The 25672-nt window shown below is 47.4% G+C and carries 21 protein-coding genes; 16 read left to right on the top strand and 5 right to left on the bottom strand.

The genetic code is table 11. The features are described 5' to 3' along the window. Position 1 precedes the first annotated feature (1 nt). The 6 genes from ACZMIG_RS09310 (at position 2) to ACZMIG_RS09285 (ending at position 6651) form a co-directional block, all read left to right on the top strand. Complete coding sequence (locus ACZMIG_RS09310) at positions 2–1030, top strand: FAD:protein FMN transferase (RefSeq protein WP_053398671.1); 1029 nt, start codon at positions 2–4, stop codon at positions 1028–1030. Between the two features lie 15 nt (positions 1031–1045). Further along, on the top strand, positions 1046–1714 hold the full coding sequence (locus ACZMIG_RS09305) for a Crp/Fnr family transcriptional regulator (protein ID WP_053398672.1): 669 nt from the start codon (positions 1046–1048) through the stop codon (positions 1712–1714). 141 nt (positions 1715–1855) lie between these two features. Next, a complete protein-coding gene (locus ACZMIG_RS09300) occupies positions 1856–3946 on the top strand; it encodes a M3 family metallopeptidase (protein WP_053398673.1) in 2091 nt (696 codons plus the stop codon). A 32-nt stretch (positions 3947–3978) separates the two neighbouring features. Further along, positions 3979–4422, top strand: a complete 444-nt coding sequence (locus ACZMIG_RS09295; protein WP_288950396.1) for a dCMP deaminase family protein — start codon at positions 3979–3981, stop codon at positions 4420–4422. Next, the gene (locus ACZMIG_RS09290; RefSeq protein WP_418874189.1) at positions 4409–6118 is read left to right on the top strand and encodes a S41 family peptidase; all 1710 of its coding nucleotides are present in this window, start codon (positions 4409–4411) and stop codon (positions 6116–6118) included. The genes ACZMIG_RS09295 and ACZMIG_RS09290 overlap by 14 nt, the downstream gene beginning before the upstream one ends. A gap of 2 nt (positions 6119–6120) precedes the next feature. Next, positions 6121–6651, top strand: coding sequence for a 5-formyltetrahydrofolate cyclo-ligase (locus ACZMIG_RS09285; RefSeq protein WP_487889464.1), 531 nt, complete (start codon positions 6121–6123; stop codon positions 6649–6651). A gap of 685 nt (positions 6652–7336) precedes the next feature. On the opposite strand, the gene ahpF is transcribed toward ACZMIG_RS09285, so the two are convergent. Both ahpF and ahpC read right to left on the bottom strand, forming a co-directional pair. After that, positions 7337–8899 (bottom strand): alkyl hydroperoxide reductase subunit F, encoded by a 1563-nt coding sequence (ahpF, locus tag ACZMIG_RS09280; RefSeq protein ID WP_487889463.1) that lies wholly within the window; start codon positions 8897–8899, stop codon positions 7337–7339. A 105-nt stretch (positions 8900–9004) separates the two neighbouring features. Continuing rightward, positions 9005–9571: an alkyl hydroperoxide reductase subunit C gene (gene ahpC, locus ACZMIG_RS09275; protein WP_021854734.1), complete on the bottom strand. Its 567-nt coding sequence runs from the start codon at positions 9569–9571 to the stop codon at positions 9005–9007. 340 nt (positions 9572–9911) lie between these two features. On the opposite strand from ahpC, the gene ACZMIG_RS09270 reads away from it, so the two are divergent. The 3 genes from ACZMIG_RS09270 to ACZMIG_RS09260 all read left to right on the top strand — a co-directional run bounded on the left by ACZMIG_RS09270 (position 9912) and on the right by ACZMIG_RS09260 (position 14553). Further along, positions 9912–10838: a hydrogen peroxide-inducible genes activator gene (locus tag ACZMIG_RS09270; RefSeq protein WP_125105278.1), complete on the top strand. Its 927-nt coding sequence runs from the start codon at positions 9912–9914 to the stop codon at positions 10836–10838. Positions 10839–11170: 332 nt separating this feature from the next. Continuing rightward, the gene (locus ACZMIG_RS09265; RefSeq protein ID WP_053398309.1) at positions 11171–13417 is read left to right on the top strand and encodes an inorganic phosphate transporter; all 2247 of its coding nucleotides are present in this window, start codon (positions 11171–11173) and stop codon (positions 13415–13417) included. A gap of 392 nt (positions 13418–13809) precedes the next feature. Further along, entirely contained in the window at positions 13810–14553 is a 744-nt protein-coding gene (locus ACZMIG_RS09260) for a head GIN domain-containing protein (protein ID WP_288950388.1), read from the top strand. Positions 14554–14784: 231 nt separating this feature from the next. Here the strand turns inward: ACZMIG_RS09260 and uraH are convergent, their stop codons facing one another. Then, the gene (gene uraH, locus ACZMIG_RS09255) at positions 14785–15201 is read right to left on the bottom strand and encodes a hydroxyisourate hydrolase (protein ID WP_053398307.1); all 417 of its coding nucleotides are present in this window, start codon (positions 15199–15201) and stop codon (positions 14785–14787) included. A 1110-nt stretch (positions 15202–16311) separates the two neighbouring features. Here uraH and ACZMIG_RS09250 point away from each other — a divergent pair. From ACZMIG_RS09250 to ACZMIG_RS09220, 7 genes are all read left to right on the top strand, one after another. Further along, positions 16312–17040, top strand: coding sequence for a sugar phosphate nucleotidyltransferase (locus tag ACZMIG_RS09250; protein ID WP_487889462.1), 729 nt, complete (start codon positions 16312–16314; stop codon positions 17038–17040). Next, positions 17037–17834 carry an ATP-grasp domain-containing protein gene (locus ACZMIG_RS09245; protein WP_484446465.1) on the top strand — a complete coding sequence of 266 codons (798 nt, stop codon included), beginning with the start codon at positions 17037–17039 and terminating at the stop codon, positions 17832–17834. The genes ACZMIG_RS09250 and ACZMIG_RS09245 overlap by 4 nt, the downstream gene beginning before the upstream one ends. Positions 17835–17859: 25 nt before the next feature. Further along, the gene (locus ACZMIG_RS09240; RefSeq protein ID WP_418874192.1) at positions 17860–18795 is read left to right on the top strand and encodes a CDP-alcohol phosphatidyltransferase family protein; all 936 of its coding nucleotides are present in this window, start codon (positions 17860–17862) and stop codon (positions 18793–18795) included. Further along, entirely contained in the window at positions 18792–19490 is a 699-nt protein-coding gene (locus ACZMIG_RS09235; RefSeq protein WP_021854724.1) for an HAD family hydrolase, read from the top strand. Before ACZMIG_RS09240 ends, ACZMIG_RS09235 begins: the two co-directional genes overlap by 4 nt. A 68-nt stretch (positions 19491–19558) precedes the next feature. Next, the gene (locus ACZMIG_RS09230; RefSeq protein WP_302951873.1) at positions 19559–22117 is read left to right on the top strand and encodes a DUF5686 family protein; all 2559 of its coding nucleotides are present in this window, start codon (positions 19559–19561) and stop codon (positions 22115–22117) included. 49 nt (positions 22118–22166) lie between these two features. Next, positions 22167–22652, top strand: a complete 486-nt coding sequence (locus ACZMIG_RS09225; RefSeq protein WP_053398302.1) for a PaaI family thioesterase — start codon at positions 22167–22169, stop codon at positions 22650–22652. Between the two features lie 426 nt (positions 22653–23078). Beyond that, complete coding sequence (locus ACZMIG_RS09220) at positions 23079–24095, top strand: LacI family DNA-binding transcriptional regulator (RefSeq protein ID WP_021854720.1); 1017 nt, start codon at positions 23079–23081, stop codon at positions 24093–24095. 99 nt (positions 24096–24194) lie between these two features. On the opposite strand, the gene ACZMIG_RS09215 is transcribed toward ACZMIG_RS09220, so the two are convergent. Together ACZMIG_RS09215 and recF are read right to left on the bottom strand one after the other, a co-directional pair. Beyond that, positions 24195–24485, bottom strand: coding sequence for a DciA family protein (locus ACZMIG_RS09215; protein ID WP_021854719.1), 291 nt, complete (start codon positions 24483–24485; stop codon positions 24195–24197). Beyond that, the gene (gene recF, locus ACZMIG_RS09210; protein WP_125103906.1) at positions 24478–25593 is read right to left on the bottom strand and encodes a DNA replication/repair protein RecF; all 1116 of its coding nucleotides are present in this window, start codon (positions 25591–25593) and stop codon (positions 24478–24480) included. The genes ACZMIG_RS09215 and recF overlap by 8 nt, the downstream gene beginning before the upstream one ends. Positions 25594–25672 lie beyond the last annotated feature (79 nt).

Genomic DNA, 25672 nt, shown 5'->3' with positions numbered 1-25672 from the left:
GATGAACAGAGAAAAAAGCAAGAAGAAACTGGCACTGCAGCTGGCTTTTCTCATATTTCTAATCATAGGGACAATAATCATCGTGCGGCAGCAGCGCACAATGCCTTATCAGCACAACACAGGATTCATATTCGGTACGGTGTACAACATCACATACCAAAGCGACAAAAACCTGCAGAAAGAAATTGAGGCAGAGCTACAGAAGGTTGACGCATCGCTGTCTCCGTTCAACAAAAGTTCAATAATATCAAAAGTAAACCGCAACGAGAAGGTTGAAGTGAACAGCATGTTCACAGACGTGTTTAACCTTGCACAAAAAATATCTGAAGAAACAGGCGGAGCATTCGACATAACAGTGGCTCCACTGGTAAACGCATGGGGCTTCGGATTCAAGAACGACACTAAGCCCACGCCAGCGGCAATAGACAGTCTGAAACAGATTATAGGCTATAAGAAAGTAAGGCTTGACGGGAAACAAATAGTAAAGAACGACAAGCGCATAATGCTCGACTGCAGCGCCATTGCCAAAGGCTACGGAAGCGACGCCGTGGCCCGACTGCTGAGGAGCAAAGGCATAGAAAACTTTATGGTAGAAATAGGCGGAGAGATTGTTACACGCGGCATCAACGAGAAAAGACTGCCCTGGAAAATCGGCGTCACCAAGCCCGTTGACGACTCGCTAAACACAAATCAGGAAATACAGACCATACTGAACGTAACCAACAAAGCAATGGCTACAAGCGGAAACTACCGCAACTTCTACTACAAAGACGGCAAGAAATATGCCCACACCATCGACCCCATAACAGGCTATCCTGTACAGCACAACATATTGTCGGCAACTGTTTTGGCCGACAACTGCGCCACGGCCGACGCCTATGCCACAGCCTTCATGGTGATGGGACTTGAAAAGGCAAAAGCCATTCTTGACAGGCATCCCGAACTGATGGTATATTTTATCTATTCAGACAAAAACGGCAAAAACGCCGTATGGTATTCGCCGTCGCTAAAAAACAAGATTGCAGAATAACAACAGCACAGCCACATGCACACGGAGCTACAAGAACACTTGCTTGAACTTCCGCTCTTTCAAGGCATGAGCCGGAACGACCTGGAGCAGATACTCTCGGAAACGAAATTCAGGCAACTGTCGTTCGCAAGAGGAAAAGTCATTGTGCATGAAGGCGAAACCTGCAACAAACTCTTTTTTCTGGTTAAAGGTCAGATAACAACCACATGCCATTCGGACGACAAGAGCTACTCGATAACCGAAACACTCGCAGCCCCCAACATACTTCAGCCCGAAAGGATTTTCGGACTGATGCAGCGCTATACAAGAACGTTTGCGGCAAAGACAAACTGCGACCTGATATGTCTGGGAAAGAAAGAAGTGATGCTCATGTCTGACAATTACGAAATATTCAGACTAAACCTGCTTAACATCATCTGCACACTGTCGCAACGCTCTGACAGACAGATGTGGAAACTACGTCCGAAAGGCATAAGGCAAAAGATAGCCCGATTCATCGAAGAGAGAAGCCTGAGACCTGCCGGAGAGAAGATTGTAAACATAAAGATGGAGCGGCTCGCTGAAGAGATCAGCGAGAGCCGTCTCAACGTATCGAAAGCTCTGAAAGCCATGAACGACGAAGGAATTATATCGCTCAGAAGGGGTGAATTCTGCGTTCATGCTTTCGAAAGAATGCTCATGTAGGAAGCTTATCAGCCAATTTGATATACAAGCGGCAGACAAAAGCCGACATATAACAAATATTAGCTAAATTTTTCTTCCGTATTATTATTCAGAAGAAAGAAAATTACTACCTTTGTAAACAAAAATTAGGGAAACGTGAGTATGAATGAAGAGAGAATAGAAGAGCAACGCAAAAATCCTTTTTTTGAACAATATAACACGCCGCACGACACCGTGCCATTCGAGAAAATACGCCTTGAAGACTTTGAGGAGGCCTTCATGGAGGGTATACGCCGTGACGACGAACAGATTGAGAAGACTATAAACAATCCTGACAAGCCTACTTTTGACAACACGATAATCAACGTGGACGAAGACAAGGACGGATATTACGACTTGCTGTCGCGCGTGTCAACCGTGTTTTTCAATCTTCTCAGTGCTGAGACCAACGACGAGATGGACGCGCTGGCGCAGAAGCTGCAGCCCATACTGACAAAGCATGCCAACGACGTAAGGCTCAACAAACGCCTGTTTGAGCGCATAAAGGCCGTGCACATGCACCACCGCAAGCTCACGCCTGAAGAAAAGAGACTGCTCGACAACTGCTACGACGGATTTGTACGCAGCGGAGCACTGCTCGACGACGAGGGCAAGGAGAAGCTGCGCAAGCTTACCGAGGAGGCAAGCATGCTGTCGCTGCAGTTCTCTCAGAATCTGCTCAAAGAGAACAAGGCATATACGCTGCACATAACTGACGAACAACAGCTCGACGGACTGCCCGACACGGCACGCGAGGCTGCTGCCGTTGCTGCAAAGGAGCGCAATCTTGAAGGCTGGGTGTTTACGCTCGACTTTCCAAGCTACAGTCCGTTCATGACATATTCTACATGCCGCGAACTGCGCAAGCAGATGTATATGGCACGCAACACAGTGTGTACACACGAGAATACAGAAAACAATCTTGAAATATGCAAGCGTCTGGTTAATCTGAGACGCGAGATAGCACAGCTGCTCGGCTTCAAGACATACGCTGAATACGTGCTTAAGAACCGCATGGCAGGAAACGCGCGCAACGTGTATAAGCTGCTCGACGACCTCATAGACGCTTACAAGCCTACTGCCGTAAAGGAAGTGAGCGACATCGAGAAACTGGCAAAGAAGACTGAAGGCAAAGACTTCAAGGTGATGCCGTGGGACTTCAGCTATTATTCTCACAAGCTGCAGCTCAAGAAGTTCAACATCGACTCAGAGATGCTTCGCCCGTATTTCGAACTCTCAAAGGTCATTCAGGGCGTGTTCGGCCTTGCCAACAGGCTCTACGGCATAACATTCAAGGAGAACAAGGACATACAGGTTTACCATCCCGACGTGAAAGCCTACGAGGTGTTCGACAAGGACGGCTCTTATCTTGCCGTGTTCTACGCCGACTTCCATCCTCGCAAGGGCAAACAGGGCGGTGCATGGATGACAGAATATCAGGGACAATGGATCGACCGCAAGGGCGAAAACGTAAGGCCTCATGTAAGCGTAGTGATGAACCTGACGAAGCCTACCGACGAAAAGCCGGCACTGCTGACACTGGGCGAAGTTGAAACATTCCTGCATGAGTTCGGGCACTCGCTTCACGGCATGTTTGCCAACACAAGATTCGAGAGCCTTTCAGGCACCAATGTATGGTGGGACTTCGTAGAGTTGCCGTCACAGTTTATGGAAAACTTCTCTGTTGAGAAAGAATTTCTGCGCACGTTCGCCTTCCACTATCAGACAGGCGAGCCTCTGCCGGACGAGCTGATCGACCGCATTGTGAAGAGCCGCAACTTCATGGCAGCATACGCATGTCTGCGCCAAGTAAGTTTCGGACTTCTCGACATGGCCTACTATACAAAGAAAGAGACATTCGACGAAGACATCATACCGTTTGAAAAGAAAGCATGGAAGAAAGCCATGGTTACCGAACAGCTGCCCGACACCTGCATGACGGTGCAGTTCAGCCACATCATGGCTGGCGGATACGCTGCCGGCTACTACAGCTACAAATGGGCCGAAGTGCTCGACGCAGACGCCTTCAGCGTGTTCAAGAAGCACGGAATCTTCAATCAGGAGACAGCGCAAAGCTTCCGCGACAACATCCTTTCAAAGGGCGGCACCGAACACCCGATGACTCTCTACAAGCGCTTTAAGGGCAGCGAACCCACAATAGACGCCCTGCTGAAGCGCAACGGCATAAAAAAGCCTTCGAACAAGAAAAAGTAAGAGAAATAACCTATTCTTCACATATAAACACAATGAACAAAGAAGAAAAACAGCGTCTGCTTGACCTGAGATACCTGCGCATGGCACGCATCTGGGCAGAAAACAGCTACTGCCAGCGCCGCAAGGTAGGAGCCCTGGTGGTTAAGGACAAAATGATTATCAGCGACGGCTATAACGGCACGCCGAGCGGCTTTGAGAATGTCTGCGAAGACGACAACAACGTCACAAAGCCCTACGTGCTGCACGCAGAGGCAAACGCCATAACAAAACTGGCGCGAAGCTCCAACAACAGCGACGGCTCTACCCTGTATGTTACGGCATCGCCCTGCATTGAATGCTCAAAGCTGATAATTCAGGCAGGAATCAAGCGCGTAGTTTATGGTGAAAAATACAGACTCGAAGACGGCATCGACCTGCTAAAAAGAGCAAAAATAGAAGTTATATATCTAAATCCAGACGAACATGAATCCGAATAAATCAAACCGCATGATGCCGTTGCTGATGGCTCTTTGTGTGATTATCGGCATCATAATAGGTACGTTCTACGCTAACCACTTTTCAGGCAACCGCCTGAACATAATAAACTCGGGCAGCAACCGCCTGAACAATCTGCTGCACATCATAGACGACCAGTATGTTGACGCGGTTAACATCGACTCGCTAGTCGACAAGGCCATACCTCAGATTCTGTCTGACCTCGACCCCCACTCTGTCTACATCAGTGCGAAGGACGTGCAGCAGGCCACCGACGACCTGAAAGGCTCGTTCTCGGGCGTGGGCATTGAGTTTGTCATAAGAAACGACACCATACACGTGCAGGGCGTAATAAAGAACGGCCCGGCTGAACAGGCAGGCATCCTTGCCGGCGACAAGATTGTGAGCGTAGACGGAAAGCCTTTCGTGGGCAAGGTCGTAACTAACGAAGAAGCTATGCGACGCCTCAAAGGACCTAAAGACACCAAGGTGAAAATAGGCGTGCAGCGCTACGGACAAAAGAGCATAAAATATTACACTATAACCCGAGGCGACATTCCGCAGAAGAGCGTCAGCGCAACATACATGCTCGACGACAACACGGGCTACATCAAGATAAAGAACTTCGGCGAGAACACTTATCCCGAACTTCTCATCGCCCTGGCACAGCTCTCTCAGGAAGGCTTCAGCAACCTGATAATCGACCTGCGCGACAACACAGGCGGATACCTGAAGTCGGCCGTTCAGATGGCCAACGAGTTCCTGCCCAAGAACCGCCTCATCGTATATACAGAGGGGCGCAAGTCGCCAAGACAAGACTACAAGAGCGACGGGCGCGGAAGCTATCAGAACATCCCGCTGGTAGTGCTGATAAACGAGACATCGGCATCGGCTTCAGAGATTTTTGCCGGAGCCATGCAGGACAACGACAGGGCCACAATCATAGGCCGCCGCTCGTTCGGCAAGGGTCTCGTACAGCAGCAGATCGGTTTCCCCGACGGCTCAATGATACGCTTGACCGTGGCACGCTATTACACACCGTCAGGACGATGCATACAGAAGCCATACGTGATGGGCGACGACAAAGACTATGAGGAAGACCTGCTGGTAAGATATCAGCATGGTGAGTTCTTCTCACAGGACAGCATCAAGCACACCGGACCGGCTTATCACACAAGCATTGGCCGCACAGTGTACGGCGGAGGAGGCATAACGCCTGACATCTTCGTGCCGGAAGACACCTTAGGCATAACTTCATACTTCAAGGAGGCAAGCATGAGCGGACTAATACTGCAGTTTGCATTCGTCTATACCGACGACAACCGCCTTAAGCTCAACAACTTCACCGAAATGATGGAGCTTGCCGACTATCTTGTAAAGCAGAACACCGTAGACAAGTTTGCCACCTATGCCGACAAGCACGGACTGCAGCGCCGCAACCTGATGATAAAGAAATCGCACAACCTGCTCGAAAGATACATCAACAGCCGGATTATATACAACATCATGGACGAGGAAGACTGGATTGAATATCTCAATCTTGACGACAACGTGATAAAGGCTGCGCTGAATGTGTTTAAGAACAATGCGGCATTCCCCAAAAAGCCGGAGCCAAAAGACAAGAAAAAGGACGGCAAGACGGCCATGACGGGAACAACAATGCCATACGTTGACATGAAGATGAATCTAAAAGCATAACCATGGAAAAAAAGGAACTGCGAAAACTCATACGCGAGAGGAAACGGCAATTCACCGGGAAGCAACTGGAAGAATTGTCGCTTCCGATCATGAACAGGCTGCTCGGCATGAGCGAGGTGGCCAATGCCGACACTATATTAATGTATTACTCGCTGCCTGACGAAGTGTTCACTCACGACACTGTGGAACTGCTGGCCCGGCAAGGCAAGACGGTGCTGCTGCCAAAGGTAATTGACGGCGAGAACATGGAAATAAGGGTGTATGAAAGCAAGGAAGACCTGGCCGTGGGCAGCTACGGCATAATGGAGCCCAACGGAAAACTCTTCACCGACTACGCCAAGATTACTACGGCTGTCGTGCCCGGCATGAGCTTCGACGCAGACAACAACCGGCTGGGACGCGGAAAGGGGTATTACGACAGGTTCCTGAAGAATATTCCACAGGCCTACAAGATAGGCGTATGCTTCGACTTTCAGAAAGAGAAAGAAATTCCTCATGAGGAAAACGACATAAAGATGGACACCGTTATCTGAAAATAACGGTGTCTTTCTTTTTATATAGCAACGCAGAAAATGCATAAAGGCATATTGCTGCCCATAACACAAAACGTTGCGGACAAACCGAAAAAAGTTTTTTGCAGAAACTCGTCACTCGTCACATCTACACATAACAAACTGACAATCAATGATTTAAAGTGTGACGAGTTGCGATTTTGAAACGTCACACATGATTATCCGTGACGAGTCTGAATTTCAACTCATCACACTCTAACCACTTCATTATCAGGCAGATGGAAAGGAATGTGACGAGTGACGAGTTTCTGCAAAAAATATTTTCGTGTATTCTCATCCCTCTCCTTCCTGATTTTGGTTGACTTCAAACAGCCGTTTTACTGATTTTAGATGACACAAGCATGCTGCATTTACGGTAAAAATTGTCTCACCTACAGACATAAGCTATAATCAGTTGTCTGAACCTCATTATACCCGACAAAGGATATGCCTGCATATAAATCACAAAAGAAGGCATATCATAACGCAAAAGGGCACATATCACGATATAAAAGGACACATATTACAACACAAAAGCATGCCTTTCGCAGATCAAAAGGCATGCTAATGCTAACATGAAGAATAAAAATAATGTTATAAAAATCTATAAACCTTATAAAATGAAAATATGTGATTATTACCTATTGAACTAAACCGCACCCAGGCATCATATCAGTCCTCTCACCCTGTCGTCGAAAGCAGAAAGGGCAGCCTTGGCACCCTCGCCCATCGCAATTATAATCTGCTTGTAAGGCACGTCGGTAACGTCGCCGGCAGCATACACACCTGCTATCGAGGTTCTGCAATAAGCATCTGTCTTTATCTCCTTCCGCGGCGTAAGCTCCAGCTGACCTTCAAACGACTTGCTGTTTGCTGCCAGACCTATCTGCACAAATATGCCGTCGAGCTCCACGGTCTTCACCTCTTCAGTCTTGCGGTCTTTCACCTCAATGGCCGTCACCTTCTTGCCGTCGCCAATCACTCTCATTGTCTGCATCGACGTGAATATCTCAACATTGTCAAGGCTTCTGGCCTTATCCTGAAGCACAGTGTCGGCACGCAGTTCATCTGCAAACTCAAGTACGGTTACCTTTGAACATATTCCGGCAAGGTCTATGGCTGCCTCTATGCCCGAATTGCCTCCGCCGATGACTGCCACATGCCGGCCTTTATAGAACGGACCGTCGCAATGAGGACAGAAAGCCACTCCGCGGCCGATATAGTCGGCCTCACCTTCTACGCCCAGTCTGCGCCAGCTTGCACCTGTTGCTATTATCACTGCCGGCGAAACAAAGCTTTCGCCTCCTGCCGCATGGATATACTTCTGCTTACCGCCCAGTTCGGCTTTCACCACCGTTCTGTTTTCAAACACGTCAATGGCATAATGTCCGAGATGGCTCATAAGGTCGGATGCCAGCTTGTCGCCCGTGGTGTGAGGCACCGAGATAAGGTTCTCTATCCCGACGGTGTCTTTAACCTGACCGCCGACACGCTCGCCTACAACGGCTACACGGAGCCCCTTGCGAGCCGAATAGATTGCGGCAGACGCACCGGCAGGTCCTCCGCCAACAACTACAACGTCATAGCTTCGCTCAACAGGCTCGAAGCTGTCGGCAGTCTGAGCAGTGCCGAATTTTTCTTCAAGTTTAGACAGCAATGCCGACAAGTCGCCGCGGCCTACATGGATAAGCTCGTCGCCGGCATAAACAGACGGTACGCCCTGTATGCCGAGACGCTCAACCTCGTCCTGCCACAGTGCCCCGTCGATAACTTCATGACTCACCGACGGATTGAGCAGTGACACAACATTCAGCGCCTGAACCACGTCAGGACAGTTGGTACATGTAAGCGAGACATAAGTGCGCAGCTTTATATCACCACCGATGGCTCTGATGCGGCGCGCAACGATATCGTCGGGCATGTTCTTTCCCTGTCCGTCGGCATTGAGAACTGCAAGCAGCAGCGATGAGAACTCATGGCCGCCGGGGATGCCACGGAACACGATGCCAGTGTCGGCGCCGTCTTTATATAATGTAAACTCAAGTCTGAGACTATCCTCTACGGTCAGTTCAAGCTTCAGCTTGTCTGAACATGAACAGAAATCCTTCAAGAAGTCGCCAAACTCCTCTGCCTTTGTATGCGCAGCGCCACAAACGGCCTTAATTCCTATTTCAGACTTCAGTCCGCCCAAAAGCGATTTAACCTGATCTAATATACCTTTATCCAACATACCCGTTCTGTTTTTTCTATAAATTAAAAAATGCTGTCCGTAAAAGTCAAGAAAGGCCGGATTCGTTGACATGTCATATCAGAAAATCCGGCCGAACAATAAAGACTAAATCTTACCAACCAAGTCTATGCTGGGTTTCAGTGTTTCGCTGCCAGCCTTCCATTTAGCCGGACAAACCTCGCCGTCGTGTGTTGCCACAAACTGTGCAGCCTCAACCTTGCGCAAGAGCTCGTCGGCATTACGGCCTATGCTGTTATCTTGTATCTCTGCAATCTTTATAAGTCCTTCCGGGTTCACGAGGAATGTTCCGCGATAAGCCACGCCTTCGTCCTCCTTCATCACACCGAATCCGCGGCAGAGCACGCCTGTGGGGTCGGCAAGCATTGCATATTCAATCTTCTTTATGCTGTCAGAAGCATCGTGCCATGCCTTGTGGACAAAATGTGTATCAGTGCTGACAGAGAACACCTCCACGCCCATCTGCTTCAGCTGTTCATACTTGCCTGCGAGGTCAACGAGCTCGGTAGGACAAACAAAAGTGAAGTCGGCAGGATAGAAGAAGAATAAAGCCCACTTACCTTTCAAATCCTCGTTGCTAACAGTCTTGAAACTTCCATTCTGAAAAGCCTGTACCTTGAACTCAGGCATCTGTGCATTGATAATTGGTTCCATATTTCTATAAGTTTTTTAAATTGTTATTATTAAATTTCAGCTCTATGTCGTTTTGACAATGCAAAGATAGTTTGCGCCACAAAACAAAGCAAACAGATTTTTTCTATTGCATGATAGACAAAACCTATAACGGCCCCGTAAAGCACATAAAGAAATGGAGCTACACCTGCCTGAAACAGGGCAAAACACGCTGCGGCAGGGACTAAGCCGCATGCGGCAGCGGAACAGACAAAACGGCATACCCACAAATGATGACAGCACAAAAATATTCGGCTCAAAAATTTATCTTTTCAGAATTTATGTGTATGTTTGCGGCCTGAAGACAAAAAGCAACAGCAACATGACACTACAACAAATGGAATATATCGTGGCCGTCTACAGACTGCGCCACTTTGCCAAGGCAGCCGAATACTGCAAGGTAACGCAACCCACACTTAGCTCCATGATACAAAAACTTGAAGACGAGCTGGGCATAAAGATATTCGACCGCACGGCACAGCCCGTTACTCCTACCGACATAGGACAGAGAGTGATAGAGCAGTCGTGGAAGGTGCTGATACGCGCAAGAAAGATAAAAGACATTGTTGCTGAGGCCAAGCAGGCTCTTGGCGGAACATTCAGGATAGGCATACTGCCCACCATAGCGCCTTATCTGCTGCCGCGCTTCTTTCCACAGCTTACATCGCAGCATCCTGAGATGGAGCTAAAGGTCATAGAGATGAAGACCGAAGAAATAAAAAGAGCCCTCGCAAGGGCCGAAATAGATGCGGCCATATTGGTAAGGCTGGACAACATGGAACATTTTGCATCTACCACACTTTTCTACGAGCAGTTCATTGCATACGTGTCGCGCGAGGACAGGCTGTTTGAGAAAAAGAGCATACGCACGGCCGACCTTAACAACGAATTTATATGGCTGCTCGACGAGGGGCACTGCTTCCGCGACCAGCTGGTAAAATTCTGCGACCTTAAGGAGGCACGCACAAGCAAGACAACATATAGCCTGGGGAGCATAGAGACATTCATGCGCATGGTTGAGAACGGCAAGGGCATAACTTTCATACCCGAACTTGCCCTGCCGCAGCTTTCCGACAGGCAACGAGAACTGATACGCCCCTTCGCCATCCCAATACCGACAAGAGAGATTATCATGATGACGACAAAGAGCTTCGTAAGGCATGCCGTGCTCAACATGCTCATAGATACAATAAAAAGCAGCGTGCCCGAAAACATGCTGAAACTGAACAACACCGAGCAGAGGGTGTAATGCTACGTCTGCAACATCGGCGCATAAGGGCCTGCATGGTCAAGCGGTCTGACTCACAACGCAAAAAGACTCACCCATGCCGGCCCTTATGCCGTTATCACCGGCACAGTGCTATTCGGAACTCTTATCACCTTAACCTGCAAAAAGTTAATATAACACAACGCTGCCGGCACAAAACACAAAGGTATACCTTATTATATAATACGACCAAAAAAGTGCGCAATGTCATAATTGTAACATAAATGAAACATCTGTTTAAAACCGCTGTAACACGTATTTTCTACTTTTGCAGCGTGAAATAAAACGGAATCACTCATAACAAATTACAGTTTATGACAGAAATTTATTTTTTAATTGTCGCATTTCTGCTTTTGCTTGCAGTCTTCGACCTGTTTGTTGGCGTCAGCAACGACGCGGTTAACTTTTTAAACTCGGCCATTGGCGCCAAGGTAGCCAAATACCGTACGGTGCTGATAGTTGCCTCCGTCGGTGTACTTATCGGAGCCGTGATGAGCGCCGGAATGATGGACGTGGCACGCCATGGCATAATGAGGCCGGAGAACTACACCTTTCAGGAAGTAATGACGATATTCCTGGCCGTAATGGTTACTGACGTCATCATACTCGACGTGTTCAACACTCTCGGTATGCCTACGTCAACCACAGTATCGCTTGTGTTCGAGCTTCTCGGAGGTACATTCATCCTGGCTATGCTGAAGATGCATGCCGATCCGTCACTCACCATCTACGACCTGCTTAACAGCGACAAGGCGCTGAGCGTAATCATTGCCATATTCGTGTCGGTGGCCATCGCCTTCTTCTTCGGAATTATCGTGCAATGGATTTCACGACTGATCTTTACATTCAACTACAAGAAACACCTGCGCTACACAATAGCCATATTCGGCGGTATAGCGTTCACAACACTTACATACTTCATCCTTATCAAGGGTATCGGCAAGTCGCCGTATATCGCTGAGACAGCGCGTACATGGATTGAGGAGAACACATCAATGCTGATGATTATCACACTGATAGCCTCAACAATACTCATGGAGATAATCCATCTTCTGCGCATCAACGTGTTCAAGCTGATTGTGCTTCTCGGCACATTCGCCCTTGCCATGGCTTTCGCAGGCAACGACCTTGTAAACTTCATCGGTGTGCCTCTTGCCGGTCTCGACTCTCTTAACGACTTCCTTGCCAACGGTCACGGCAACTACGACTCATTCATGATGGACTCACTCATGACATCAGCCAAGAGTCCCCTGCTCTATCTGCTTATTGCCGGAATCATAATGATCATAGCAATGGCCACATCAAAGAAGGCACAGAACGTGGTTAAGACCAGCGTTGACCTAAGCCGTCAGGATGAGGGCGACGAAATGTTCGGATCATCACGCGTGGCACGCAGTATGGTAAGAGCCACACAGGATATCGGCGAAACCGTATCAAAGATAATACCTGCCAAAGCCATCAAATGGATTGACAGCAGATTCAACAAAGAAGAAGTGATACTTGCTCAGGGCGCAGCATTCGACGAGGTGCGTGCAGCTGTCAACCTGGTGCTTGCAGCATTGCTCATCGTAGTTGGTACAAACTATAAATTGCCTCTTTCAACAACATACGTTACATTCATGGTTGCCATGGGTAGCTCACTTGCCGACCGCGCATGGAGCCGCGAGAGCGCCGTGTTCCGTGTAACAGGTGTAATATCAGTAATCGGCGGATGGTTCGTAACAGCCGGCGTTGCCTTTGCAGTCTGCGCAATAGTATGTGCCCTGATGCACTTCGGCGGATTCATCGTAATGATTGCCTTCATGTGCCTCGACATCTATCTGCTCTGGAGAAGCAACCGCAACTATGCAAAGAAGGTGAAGGAGGAGAAGAAAGACGACGTGTTCCAGCTGATGATGCGCACAAAGGACAAAGAGATTGTATGGGATCTGCTGTCAAAGCATGTTGCCCGCACACAGAGCTTCGTAACAAGATTTGCCCTCGAGCAGTACAACCGCATAGTTGAAGGCATCAGCAACGAGAGCCTGCGCGAACTGCGCCACTGCGGAAGCGCACTGAAAGAGGAGCAGTCGCAGCTGAAGAAATTCCGCCGCAAGGAACTTCTTGCAATGAGACGCATACCGGGAGACATAGCTATCGAGCGCAACACATGGTTCCATCTGGGAGCCAACAGCAACCAGCAGTTTATCTACTGTCTGAAACGTATGCTCGACCCGATAAAGGAGCACGTTGACAACAACTTCAACCCGCTGCCTAAGGTTTATCTCAACGAACTTGAAAGCGTGCGCCGCAAGATAAGCGAACTGATGAACCACACAGAGCAGATGATTTCGACCAACAGATACGACCTGTATCAGGAGACTCTCGCCATAGCAGAGGAACTTAAAGAAGAGCTGTCAGCAATGCGCAAGAATGTGATAGACCACATGTATCAGGACAACAGCACAAACCTGAAAGTGTCGCTGCTCTATCTTAACATTCTGCAGGAGAGCCAGGAGTTTGTCAGCATCATGCGCCATCAGCTGCGCGCCGCAAGAAAGTTTCTTGAGGAAAGACAATAATAATATTCTCAGATAATCAAAACTGTTTAAACTGGGGTTGGCAACGGCCGTAAGGCCTGAGCCAACCTTTTTTCGTTTTTTATCCTGACCAGCCGTTGTCATCCTGCCGTATCTTTACGCTGCATCAGGCAGGCAAGCACCTGCTTTCTTTAACGGCATAACTGCCTATGCAAATAAAAGCAGACCGCAAGACAACCAAGGAAATTAAAAGACTGACAACAGCATCAATATGCAGAGTGAGCTGAACAACATACAGACCGACGTCCGACAGGATTCATAGTCTGACTTGCCAAATTATTTATTAATCCTGAAAAAAAGTCTGATAGCGTGCAACTTTTTCAGCTCCTGTTACGTCTTAATGATATAAAGAACAAAATAAAAATATGAAGAATATGAACATCAGACTACTTTTATTGCCGTTGATGGCCATTGCGCTACAGGCATGCAAGACGGAGAATGCCGTAAAAAACAGTGAAAATTATGTAGAGAGAAACATAAACGTGAACGACTTTACCGACATCAGCATTGAAGGAAGCAACAACGTCTACTTCATACAGGGGAACAAAACTTCCGTAAAAGTATCAGGAAATGAGGAAGACATTAAACGGATGAAGATATACAGCAAGGACAACACGCTGCACATCAAGGAAGAGTCGAAAAGCATATCACTGATGTCGCTGCTCAGAAATCCGCGCAAGGATGTCAACGTATATGTAACCTCGCCCAACATAAGAGGCGTGTCTGTTCTCGGCTCAGGCAACTTCAGCGCCAAAGAGGGCATCGACACCGACAGGCTGAAGCTGAAGATAACCGGAAGCGGAGACATTTCTATCAACAGCATAATATGCAACGAATCGTCAATAGGCGTCGTGGGCAGCGGAAGCATTGAAATAAACAGTCTCACTACGGCACAAAGCGACATGGGCATTCCTGGCTCAGGCTCGATAAGCATCAGCAACGCAACGATTAAAAACGTTACCGGCAGCATAACCGGATCGGGCTCAATAGAGCTTAACAACGCCAACATCGGCTATGCAAAAAGCAAAATAACAGGTTCGGGCTCTATCGACATCCAAGGCAAGGTGAATAAACATGATGAGAGCGTAACCGGATCAGGGAGCGTAAATGTGAGATAAGCACCGACCGGATGTGTGCTTGAATACTGAAGAATTATTATTTACCAAAATGTTTTCTGCCGGATGTGTTACTCCCTTAATCGCCGGAACATCTTGCCAGAAACAATACCCGGACAATGTAGACACACCGGCAGAAAACATTAATCACCAATATGCGGCAGGCATATCTGCACATAATGCCATAAGACAAGCAGCAGACAGACCTGCATGAAGGCACAGATTGCACCTGGTTCAGCTGCCCCGATAAGTAGAATATCCGTAAGGCGAAAGCGTTATCGGCACGTGGTAATGACTATCGTCCTTTATCTCGAACACCACGTCGATAAATGGATAGAAAGTGTCTTGTGCCTGCGACTCGAAATACGGGGCAACGTAATATGTAAGTTTATACACGCCACGGTTGTCTGCACCTGTCCTTTTCTCAAGAAAATCCTTAACGCGTCCGTTCCCGTCGGTAGTCCTTTCCTCCATGACGCTCCAGTTATTTTCACCTGACAGCTTTGACAACACAATCTTTACGCCCTGCGCAGGGCGACCGGTGTTAATGTCAAGTATATGACTCGACAACTGATAAACCTTGTCTTGAGCCATGACCGAAGATAAAGACATCATGAGCGCAATGACCGTAAGAATAACATTTTTTCTCATTACCTTAAAATTTTAGAGGTTAATATCAAATAAAACAAACAATGTTTACTCGCAATGAGCCGAAACACCGAAAGGTTTTTAGCTTGCACCACATCTCTGTCTGCCAATAGACACGTGCCTACAATCAGCGTATGACATAACAGAAAGAGAAACGGGCACTACCGCCGACGGCAAAGATAGCGAAATATTTTATATACAGGCATCATGACATAATATTTTTTCAACTACATTACTTTTAACCCAAATCATAATGAAAGCATCTGCCGCCATATGCTTTCATTATGATTTTTGTCGACGTTCCACAACGAGGATATTTGAAAATTAAAATCATTTATCCGAAAATAGCGCAGAAATAGTGTGCAGACGTAAAGCATATTAAATCAGCGTGTTAGTTCAAATCCCGGCAATCTGTGCAACAAATCATCACATAAAATCCATATAAAAGGCAGCAAAATGCACTGCAAACTCACTGCTTTTGAAGTCAGAAACGTGGCTTTTGGAACGGTAAAAGGCATGCTTTTACAAAAAGAAACGTAACATTTGCCGCATTTTGTAAACATGCTTTACCAAAAGCACTGATATGAACGACAAGGCATTTCTATTTCACACAAAAACTCAGACATAATCCGTCTGACACTTTGCTATGATTATCCGGAAGACATTTTGCAATATGATGTACGGCGAGCACAAGCGCCTCATCAATCCATAACCATCCTTTATACTATAAGGTCACCACACACTCCATGCCGTGCATGACACAAATGATGAATATACTATCTGAAATGCAGGCTGATACAGCTGCGACCAGTGCTGCCACACCTATATAAATATATATAAACGAACGGCATTGCCGCCGCTTGACGACATTACAGAACGGCACAAACCACAATAACAGACCTGCCGACATATTAAATTTTATTAATGACACTGATATGCAGATAAAATAACAAGGATATTCAAACACATTAATTTTAGGCACATTCAGAGCGGAAATGCGGCTAAGATATTGTAATTATAACCTTTATGCAAAAACAAAAATACACTAAAAAGTTTTCTACTTTCACCAATAATGGCTAACTTTGCGCACTCATTGAGTAAAAAGATATCTTTATGAAATATGCCATTATTGCCGCCGGCGAAGGTTCACGGTTGGCAAAAGAGGGCGTAAATGCCCCCAAACCTCTGGTCAAAGTCAACGGCGTTTGCCTGATTGACCGGCTGATTAGCGTGTTCATGGATAACCACGCGGAACAAATAATCGTAATATGCAACAGCAACATGACTGCCGTCAGCCAGCATCTGGCAGAGCTGAAGGAGAAAGGTCTTAACGGAACAGCCGTGCCGCTTGAATATATAGTGAAGAGCACGCCGAGCTCGATGCACAGCTTCTACGAAATAAGCAAATATCTTGAAGACGGCCCGTTCTGCCTGACCACGGTAGACACTATATTCCACGAAAAAGAATTTGCACAATACATCAAAGAGTTTAACAAATGTGTTGAGAACGGAACCGCCGACGGAATGATGGGCGTAACCGACTTTATCGACGACGAAAAGCCGCTGTATGTAGGAGCAGACAGCGACATGAACATAACGGGATTCTTCGACGAGCAGAACGGCTGCAAACTTATTTCCGGCGGAATCTACGGACTTACCCCCAGAGCAATAACCATCCTGCGGCAGTGTATAGAACGCGGAGACAGCCGCATGCGCAACTTTCAGCGCGCGCTCGTTGCAGCAGGATGCCGCCTGAAGGCAAGGCTCTTCAGCAAGGTGCTCGACATTGACCATGCCGGCGACATAGCCAAGGCTGAAAAGTTTTTGAACGGAGAGTCATGAAGAAGGTGATAGCTATATACCGTGCCGAAAAGTTCTCACCTAACTCCGTTGAAAAAGACAAGGCCATAATGGACGCCGTATGCTCAAGACTTCAGGCAAAAGGGCACGAAACAACAGCCGTAAAGGAAGAGCAACTGGGCGAATGCGGACACGCTGACATGATTCTTACCATGGGACGCCTCAGCTCTACGCTAAACTTTCTGGAGGAACAGCAGCGTCTAGGCACAACGGTAATCAACTCGCCCGAAGGCGTAAGGGCATGCGCAAGGGCCAACATAGACAGCGTGATGCGAAGCAACGGCATACCCGTGGCACCGCTCACCGGCAACAGTGGCTACTGGATTAAGCGCGGCGACGAGGCTGCACAGAGCAAAGACGACGTGGTGTTCGCGGCAGACGAGACTGAAAGAGACAACAAAATAGCCGTTTTTGCGGCAAGAGGCATAACGCAGATTGTGGTAACCGCACACGTCATGGGCGACCTCGTGAAGTTCTACGGCGTCAGGGGCACCGACTTTTTCAGGACATATTATCCCGGCGACGACGGCGTGTCGAAATTCGGCGACGAGCGTGTCAACGGCAAGCCTGCCCACTATGAGTTTGACACCGCACACCTTAAAGCCGACGCCGAGAAGGCTGCATCGCTGATAAACATCGACATATACGGAGGCGACTGCATTGTGCGCGAGGACGGTTCGTATGCAATAATAGACTTTAACGACTGGCCCAGCTTTTCAAGATGCCGCGAAGAGGCAGCCGAGGCCATGGCAGAGATAATCTGCAAAAAGATGTAACGTTATAAAAAACAGAAAGAAACTTATGAGCAATTTTAAAGAGATGCTTAACGCATCACTGAAATCACAAGATACGGAAGAGTGGCTCGACGTTCACTTCACGCGCCCCATCGGACTGATGTTCGCCCTAATGTGGAAGAAGCTAGGCGTCCACCCTAACACGATAACAATACTGTCAATATTCTTGGGCGTCGGCGCCGGATGGATGTTCTCATACACAGACATAATGCACAACATTGCAGGCATCGTGCTGCTTATGTTTGCCAACTTCTGCGACTCAACCGATGGACAGCTTGCACGCCTTACGGGACAGAAGACGCTTCTTGGCCGAGTGCTCGACGGCTTCTCGGGAGACGTGTGGTTCTTTGCGATATATGCAGCCCTTTCATACCGCATGATGGGACAGACCATCCCCGGACTTGACATACAATGGGGCCTGTGGATATGGGTCATTGCCTTCATAGCCGGAGTGATGTGCCATTCGCCTCAGAGCTCGCTTTCCGACTATTACCGTCAGATACACCTGTTTTTCCTTAAAGGCAAGGAAGGCAGCGAACTCGACACTTACGAAAGTCAGATAAAGATATACAAGTCGCTGCCCAAGCACGGAGCCTTGTTCGAGCATCTGTTCTACTACAACTACGCCAACTACTGCAAGAGTCAGGAGAAACGTTCGCCTGCTTTTCAGAAGATGATAAAGGTGATGAAAGAAAAATACGGCAGCGCATCGCAGGTGCCGGCCGACATCAGAGAGGAGTTTCTTGAGGGAAGCCGTCCGCTGATGAAGTACACCAACATCCTGACTTTCAATACGCGCGCAATATGCATCTACGTTACATGCCTGCTCGGCTGCCCGTGGGTGTACATGCTCATAGAGATAACGCTGATGAACATTCTATATATCTACATGCACAAGAAGCATGAATCACTGTGCAAGAAAATAACAAAAAAGATTCAATGACAAAAGGATATATCTTCGACTACGGCGGCACGCTCGACACCGCCGGCCGCCACTGGGGCAAGGTGCTATGGCATGCCTACAGCCGCCACAACATACCTGTAACTGAAGAACAGTTTCGCGAGGCATACGTTCATGCTGAACGCACGTTAGGCTCACACCCCATAATTCAGCCAGAATACACTTTCCACAAAACGCTCGACACAAAACTGCGCATAGAGATGGAATATCTCATGGCAGAAGGCTACTGGAACGTGTCAGAGGATGAATATGTAAAAAGCCATAAGACCATACTCGAAGACCTTTATGAAGAGGTGAAGAGAGAGACGAGTCACAGCCGCGAGGTGCTGACCCGCATAAACGAGAATCATCCGATGGTGCTCGTGAGCAACTTCTACGGCAACATCAGCGTGGTGCTTAAGGAGTTCGGACTCGACAATCTGTTTCTTAATATTATAGAGTCGGCCGTCGTTGGCATACGCAAACCCGACCCGCGCATATTCACTCTCGGCGTAGAGGCATTGAAGCTAAATCCCGCCGACACAACCGTAGTAGGCGACAGCTTCTACAAGGACATCACACCTGCCAAGAAAGCCGGATGCAAGACTATATGGTTCAAAGGCGAAGGCTGGACCGACGAAAAATATGATGAGACCATACCTGACAAGATCATAACCGACCTGAGTCAGATTCTTTAATGCAAAGGACACCGGACCCTTCATACGCTAAAAACAACAACGGTTCAAAATAAACAGAAAATCATATAATGAAAAATATTCTGATATTACTTCTTTTAATACTAGCACAGGCAGCAGGCGCACAGACAATAACAGGTGTTGTTGTTGAAGAATCCACCGGCGACACCATTCCGTTTCCCAGCGTGCAATATAAAAAAGAGAAGATTGCTACATCGGGAAATGCCTACGGACGCTTCTCTATAAAGCGTCTTAACGGTGAGAAGCTTACGTTCAGCGCCGTTGGATATCAGGAACTCACCATTCTGATAGGCCCGAACACGCCTTCAGAAATGAAAATCACGCTCAAGACTGACACCAAGCAGCTGAAAGGCGTAACGGTGAAGACGAAGCGAAGCAAATACAGCCGCAAGAATAATCCGGCCGTAGAGCTGATGAAGCGTGTCATTGCGGCTAAGAAACGCACCGACCTTGCCAACCACGACTATTATCAGTTTAACAAATATCAGAAAATAACGTTCGCCATAAACGACATTAAGCCTACCGAGCTTGAGAACGAAAAACTGAAAAAGAAAAAATGGCTGATTAACCAGATTGAGACTTGTCCGTACAACAACAAGCTCATTCTGCCGTTGTCTGTCGACGAGACAGTTACAAGAAACATATACAGGAAAGACCCGAAGACCGAGAAGTCGATAATAATGGGACAAAGTTCATCGGGTGTCAACGACCTGATTGAAACAGGAGACATCCTGAACAACGTGCTAAAAGACGTATTCACAGACGTAGACCTGTATGACGACCAGATCCGTCTGCTGCAATATCCGTTTACAAGCCCTATCGGCAAGGACGCCATATCATTTTACCGCTTCTACATTGTCGACACCGTATACGTTGACAGAGACAAGTGTTTCCATCTGCAGTTTCTGCCCAACAACCAGCAGGACTTCGGATTCAGGGGCGAAATATGGATTCTGGCTGACTCAACGCTGCACGTAAAACGATGCAACCTGACGCTTCCAAAGAAAAGCGACGTCAACTTTGTCGACAATCTTCAGATTATACAGGAATACACCCGCCTGCCCGAAGGTGACTGGGCTTTGACAACCGACGACATGTTCGTTGAAATGTCGATAGCCAAGTTCCTAACCAAAGCCATAGTAATACGAACGACACGAATGAGCGACTATGCCTTTGACGAACTGCCCGACAAACTGTTTAAAGGCAAGACGAAAGTGCTGCATGAGTCTAATGCCATGATGCGCGACGAAGCTTTCTGGGACAAATACCGAAGCGTGGAGCTGACAAAAAGTGAAAGTTCGATGGATGCATTCATCAACAACCTGAGTCAGCAGAAAGCCTTCAAGTATATCATCTTTGGTGTAAGGGCATTCATAGAGAACTTTGTCGAGACAGGAAGTCAGAACCATCCGAGCAAGGTTGACATAGGACCTATCAACACGATGATAAGCTCTAACTTCATCGACGGAGTGCGCACTCGTATCAGCGCACAGACAACGGCTAACCTTAACCCGCACTGGTTCCTGTCTGGATATTATGCACGCGGATGGGACAGCCGCAAGAACTATTACAAGGGCGAGCTGACATACTCGTTTAACAAGAAGGAATATCTTCCGCGAGAGTTCCCGAAACGCACGCTGACATTCACTTCTACTTACGACGTATGTTCACCTTCAGACAAATTCATGCACACCGACAAGGATAACGTGTTCACGGCTCTGAAATGGACTAAGGTTGAAAAAATGATGTTCTACAACCGCCAGCAGCTCTCGTTCGAACGTGAAGAGGAATGGGGATTCAGAACGACCATAAGCCTGAAGACAGAAGAGAACGAAGCCTGCGGCGACCTTTTCTTCAAGCCTTTGTCTATGGTCGGCATGGAAGACGCCATGATCGGACAGGGAAAATTCAGGACAACCGAGGCACGCATTGAACTTAGATATGCTCCGGGTGAGACATTCATAAATACGAAGCAGCGCCGTCTGCCCGTAAACCTCGACGCACCAGTATTCACACTGTCGCACACCACAGGTATAAAAGGTTTCCTCGGAGGCGACTACGACTACAACTTCACCGAAGCAAGCATATACAAGCGCCTGTGGCTGAACAGCTGGGGAAAGATAGACATCCTGGCAAAGGGCGGCATACAATGGAACAAGGTGCCGTTCCCGCTGCTCATAATGCCGGCCGCCAACCTGTCGTATATCATCAGTGACGAAACATTCAACCTGATAAACAACATGGAGTTCCTTAACGACAGATACGCAAGCCTCGACATATCGTGGGACTTGAACGGAAAGATATTCAACCGCATACCGCTCCTCAAAAAACTAAAGTGGCGCGAGTGGCTTGGCATAAAATGCCTTTGGGGCACACTTACCGACAAGAACAACCCAACCCTGGCAGCAAACGCAGGCGACGGTATGTTAATGGAATTCCCGGAAGGTTCATACATAATGGACAGCAAGCGTCCGTATATTGAGCTAATTGCCGGAATCCACAATATATTCAAGATTATACATATTCAGTATGTACACCGTCTGAACTACAACCATCTGCCTACGGCAACCAAGAACGGCGTAAGGCTTATGATGCGACTTACGTTCTAAGACATGGTGACACTGAAATCAGATAACAACCATAAATAATTTATTGCCTATGAGAAAGATTAAAAATCCATGGATGGATAAGGAAGGATACAACTGTTTTGGATGCAGCCCCGACAATCCGATAGGTGTACATATGGAGTTTTTTGAAGACGGCGACGACATAATAAGCTTCTGGAAACCGCAGACCCACTATCAGGGATGGATAGACACCATGCACGGAGGCATATTGTGCACGCTCATTGACGAAATAGCCGGATGGGTGATTTTCAGAAAACTGCAGACAAGCGGAATGACCACTCATCTCGAAATAAGGTACAAGAAGCCGGTAATGACAACAGAACCGCAAATCACGCTGAGGGCGCACATAGCCGAACAAAGACGCAACCTGGTAACTATTGAGGTTACGCTAGAAAACTCAAAAGGCGAGATATGCACGGAAGGTAAAGCCACATACTTTGCATTCAACAAAGAAAAAGCAAAAGAAATGGGATTCACTTCATGTGAACTTGAAGGCGAAGAGCTTCTGCCCATGTAATCTCCTTATCTGCAAAAAAGTATAAATTAAATTGTCTCGACATAGCACGAACCCTTAAGCTAACTACAGAACGGCTTAAGGGTTTGTGCTTTTTCACACATTCTGCCCCAAATGGGAGAAACAATATACTCACCATCTGACCGGATATCAGAAAACTGTCATACCCACAACCAGTGCCGCAGGCGCAAATTCCGGTTTCAATCTACACGTTTCAATAGTGCTCCTGGAAACAATATTTCACCGCTGTCAGCAACGTCATTACATCTACGCATAACCTTCAGTATGCCATAAATCCGGCAATGAGCCATTGCTATTTGAGCGATTTTTATTAAAGTTACGTAAACGTTTGCGTATTTTATTTTTTTTGATTACATTTGCAATAATCATTTAACTATTCCTTCAACAATTCGACAAACACAGGTAGCAATGGCAGCACGCAGAACGTCTTTAAAAGAAATGGCTGAACAGTTGGGAGTCAGCATTGCGACAGTGTCGCGCGCATTAAGAAACAGCCACGAAGTAGGTGAGGAAATGAGAACTCGCGTACAAGAGCTTGCCAAGAAGCTCAACTACCGCCCTAACCCATTCGCACAAAGCCTGAGGCAACAGAAGCCCAAAGTAATAGGTGTAGTTGTGCCGAATCTGGTAACACATTATTATGCGGCCGTACTCGACGGAATAGAAGATTTTGCAACGAAGGCCGGATATGCCGTTGTGGCAGCCAACAGCCATGAAGACCATATTAGAGAAGAAAAAGCCATTGACAACTTTGTCAGCATGTACGTTGAAGGAATTATAGCATGTCTGGCGCAGGATACCGTAGACTATTCTCACTTCACAGAAATCAACAAGATGGGTATACCGCTGGTATTCTTTGCCCGCACTTGCCTTCCTGACATATTCTCATCTGTCGTGTCAAACGGAGATGAAGCCGCACTTCAGGCTACACGCCACCTTATCGACACCGGCAGCAAGCGCATCGCATTTATCGGCGGACCAACACATCTCGACATGGTCAAGCGCCGCAAACACGGCTACCTGGAGGCTCTGCGCGAAAGAAACATCACAATTGACCGCTCTATTGTCATCAACGGCAACATCGACTACGAAAGTGCGCGAAACGAAACTCTGAAATTGCTCAAACGCGAAGACAGGCCAGACGCAATCCTTGCCTTCAACGACATCATAACCTATGCTGCCTTTGACGCAATAAAGACCCTCGGACTGCACATACCTAAGGACGTAGCCATCATAGGCTTTACCGAAGCAGAGTCGTCCGCCTTTGTAACGCCAAAGCTTTCGGCTATAATGGACCAGGCGCATCTTACAGGCGAGAAAGCATGCGACCTGCTTCTGAGAAACATCCGCGGCGATAAAAAGATTTACAAAGAAATCGTACCGATGATTCTAAAAATACGCGAAAGTTCTAACAAGCAAGAATAGGCTTGCTGCAAAATGATGACGCAATCTGATTGCTGCTATGTTTTTTTAAAGCAATCAGCACATCGCTACACATGTCGAAATGCGGCATGCGAAAAAACATCAGAAGAACTTTATGTCGACAATGATATTGGCGCCCACCTCCATGTTCAGATTCTTCACAAGTCTGTCTCTCATCATCGTAAGATCGGCACGCAGCGCCGGATTAAGAATCTTGACGAACAACGTCTGGTTCTTGATAAACTTTTCTGCCGTATATCCGGCAATAACCTTACCTACAACCTTATCCCACGAGTCGATGAGACGCTTCTGCTGCAGTGGCGTTTCTAGTCCGTCCTGCCTCAAACATTTCTGCAGGATATCCGCCAGAGTCTGAACATCACGCTTAAACATCGGCAACCTCCTTTGGCATAATGTCGCCGTTATCAACATAAAAGAGCCTGTAATCAAGCGACGAACTGCTCAATATACGGTCGAGATGGTCGCGGTTGGTGTCTGTCAGGAAAATCTGTCCGAACTCGTCTCCCGCAACAATCTTCACTATCTGCTCCACTCTCTGCGCATCCAGTTTGTCGAACACATCGTCAAGAAGCAGTATCGGAGTGGTCTTTGAGCCAGTGCGCTTAAGAAAATAAAACTGAGCCAGCTTCAGGGCTATGACAAAAGTCTTGTTCTGTCCCTGGCTGCCCTCACGCTTTATCGGATATCCGCCAATAAGCATTTCAAGGTCATCGCGGTGAACACCATGAAGAGAATAGCCCACGGCAAGGTCTTTCATGCGGTCACGACGGATAACATCAAGCAACGGACCGCGCTGACAATGAGACACATAGCCCAACGAAACCTCTTCCTTATCCTGAGATATCCGGCTGTAAAACGTCTGAAACAAAGGAGTCAGCTCGGCTATAAAGTCGTTTCTCTTGTTATAAATTGTCTCTCCGTAAAAAGCCATCTGTTCCTCAAGCAACGACAACAATTCAATGTCAGGCCCTTCCTCTGTCTTAAGCAGCGTATTTCTCTGCTGCAGAGCCTTATTGTAACGGTTAAGTGCATCGATATAAGAATTGTCATACTGCGAAATAACCACATCCATAAGCCGGCGTCTCTCTTCGCTCCCACCCTCAATCATCACCGTGTCCGACGGCGAGACAAATATCAGAGGTATCATGCCTAGATGCATCGACAGTTTCTTATATTCTTTCTTATTACGCTTAAAATGCTTCTTTGAGCCGCGCTTCATGCCGCAAAACACAGAATCCTCATCGCCATAATCGTTTACATAAACAGCATCTAACACGAAGAAATCCTCACCGTGGCGTATCACGTTGGCGTCGCTCGTTGTGTAAGCGCTGCGGCAGAACGACATATAATATACAGCATCAAGCATGTTGGTCTTTCCCTCGCCGTTATGCCCTATGAAACAGTTCATCTTGGGCGACAAGTCAAGAGTGGCCTCCCTGATGTTCTTATAATTGACTATGGATATCTTCTTTAAAAACATATTTACCGACAAATTATCAACTTGAGGACAGCAATAAAAATCATATACCGGCAATAACACATTTACGATTGCCCAATGC

It is taken from the genome of Xylanibacter sp., assembly GCF_057607445.1.
The sequence above is the reverse complement of the archived record's forward strand: the minus strand, read 5'-3'. Positions and strand labels throughout refer to the sequence as shown.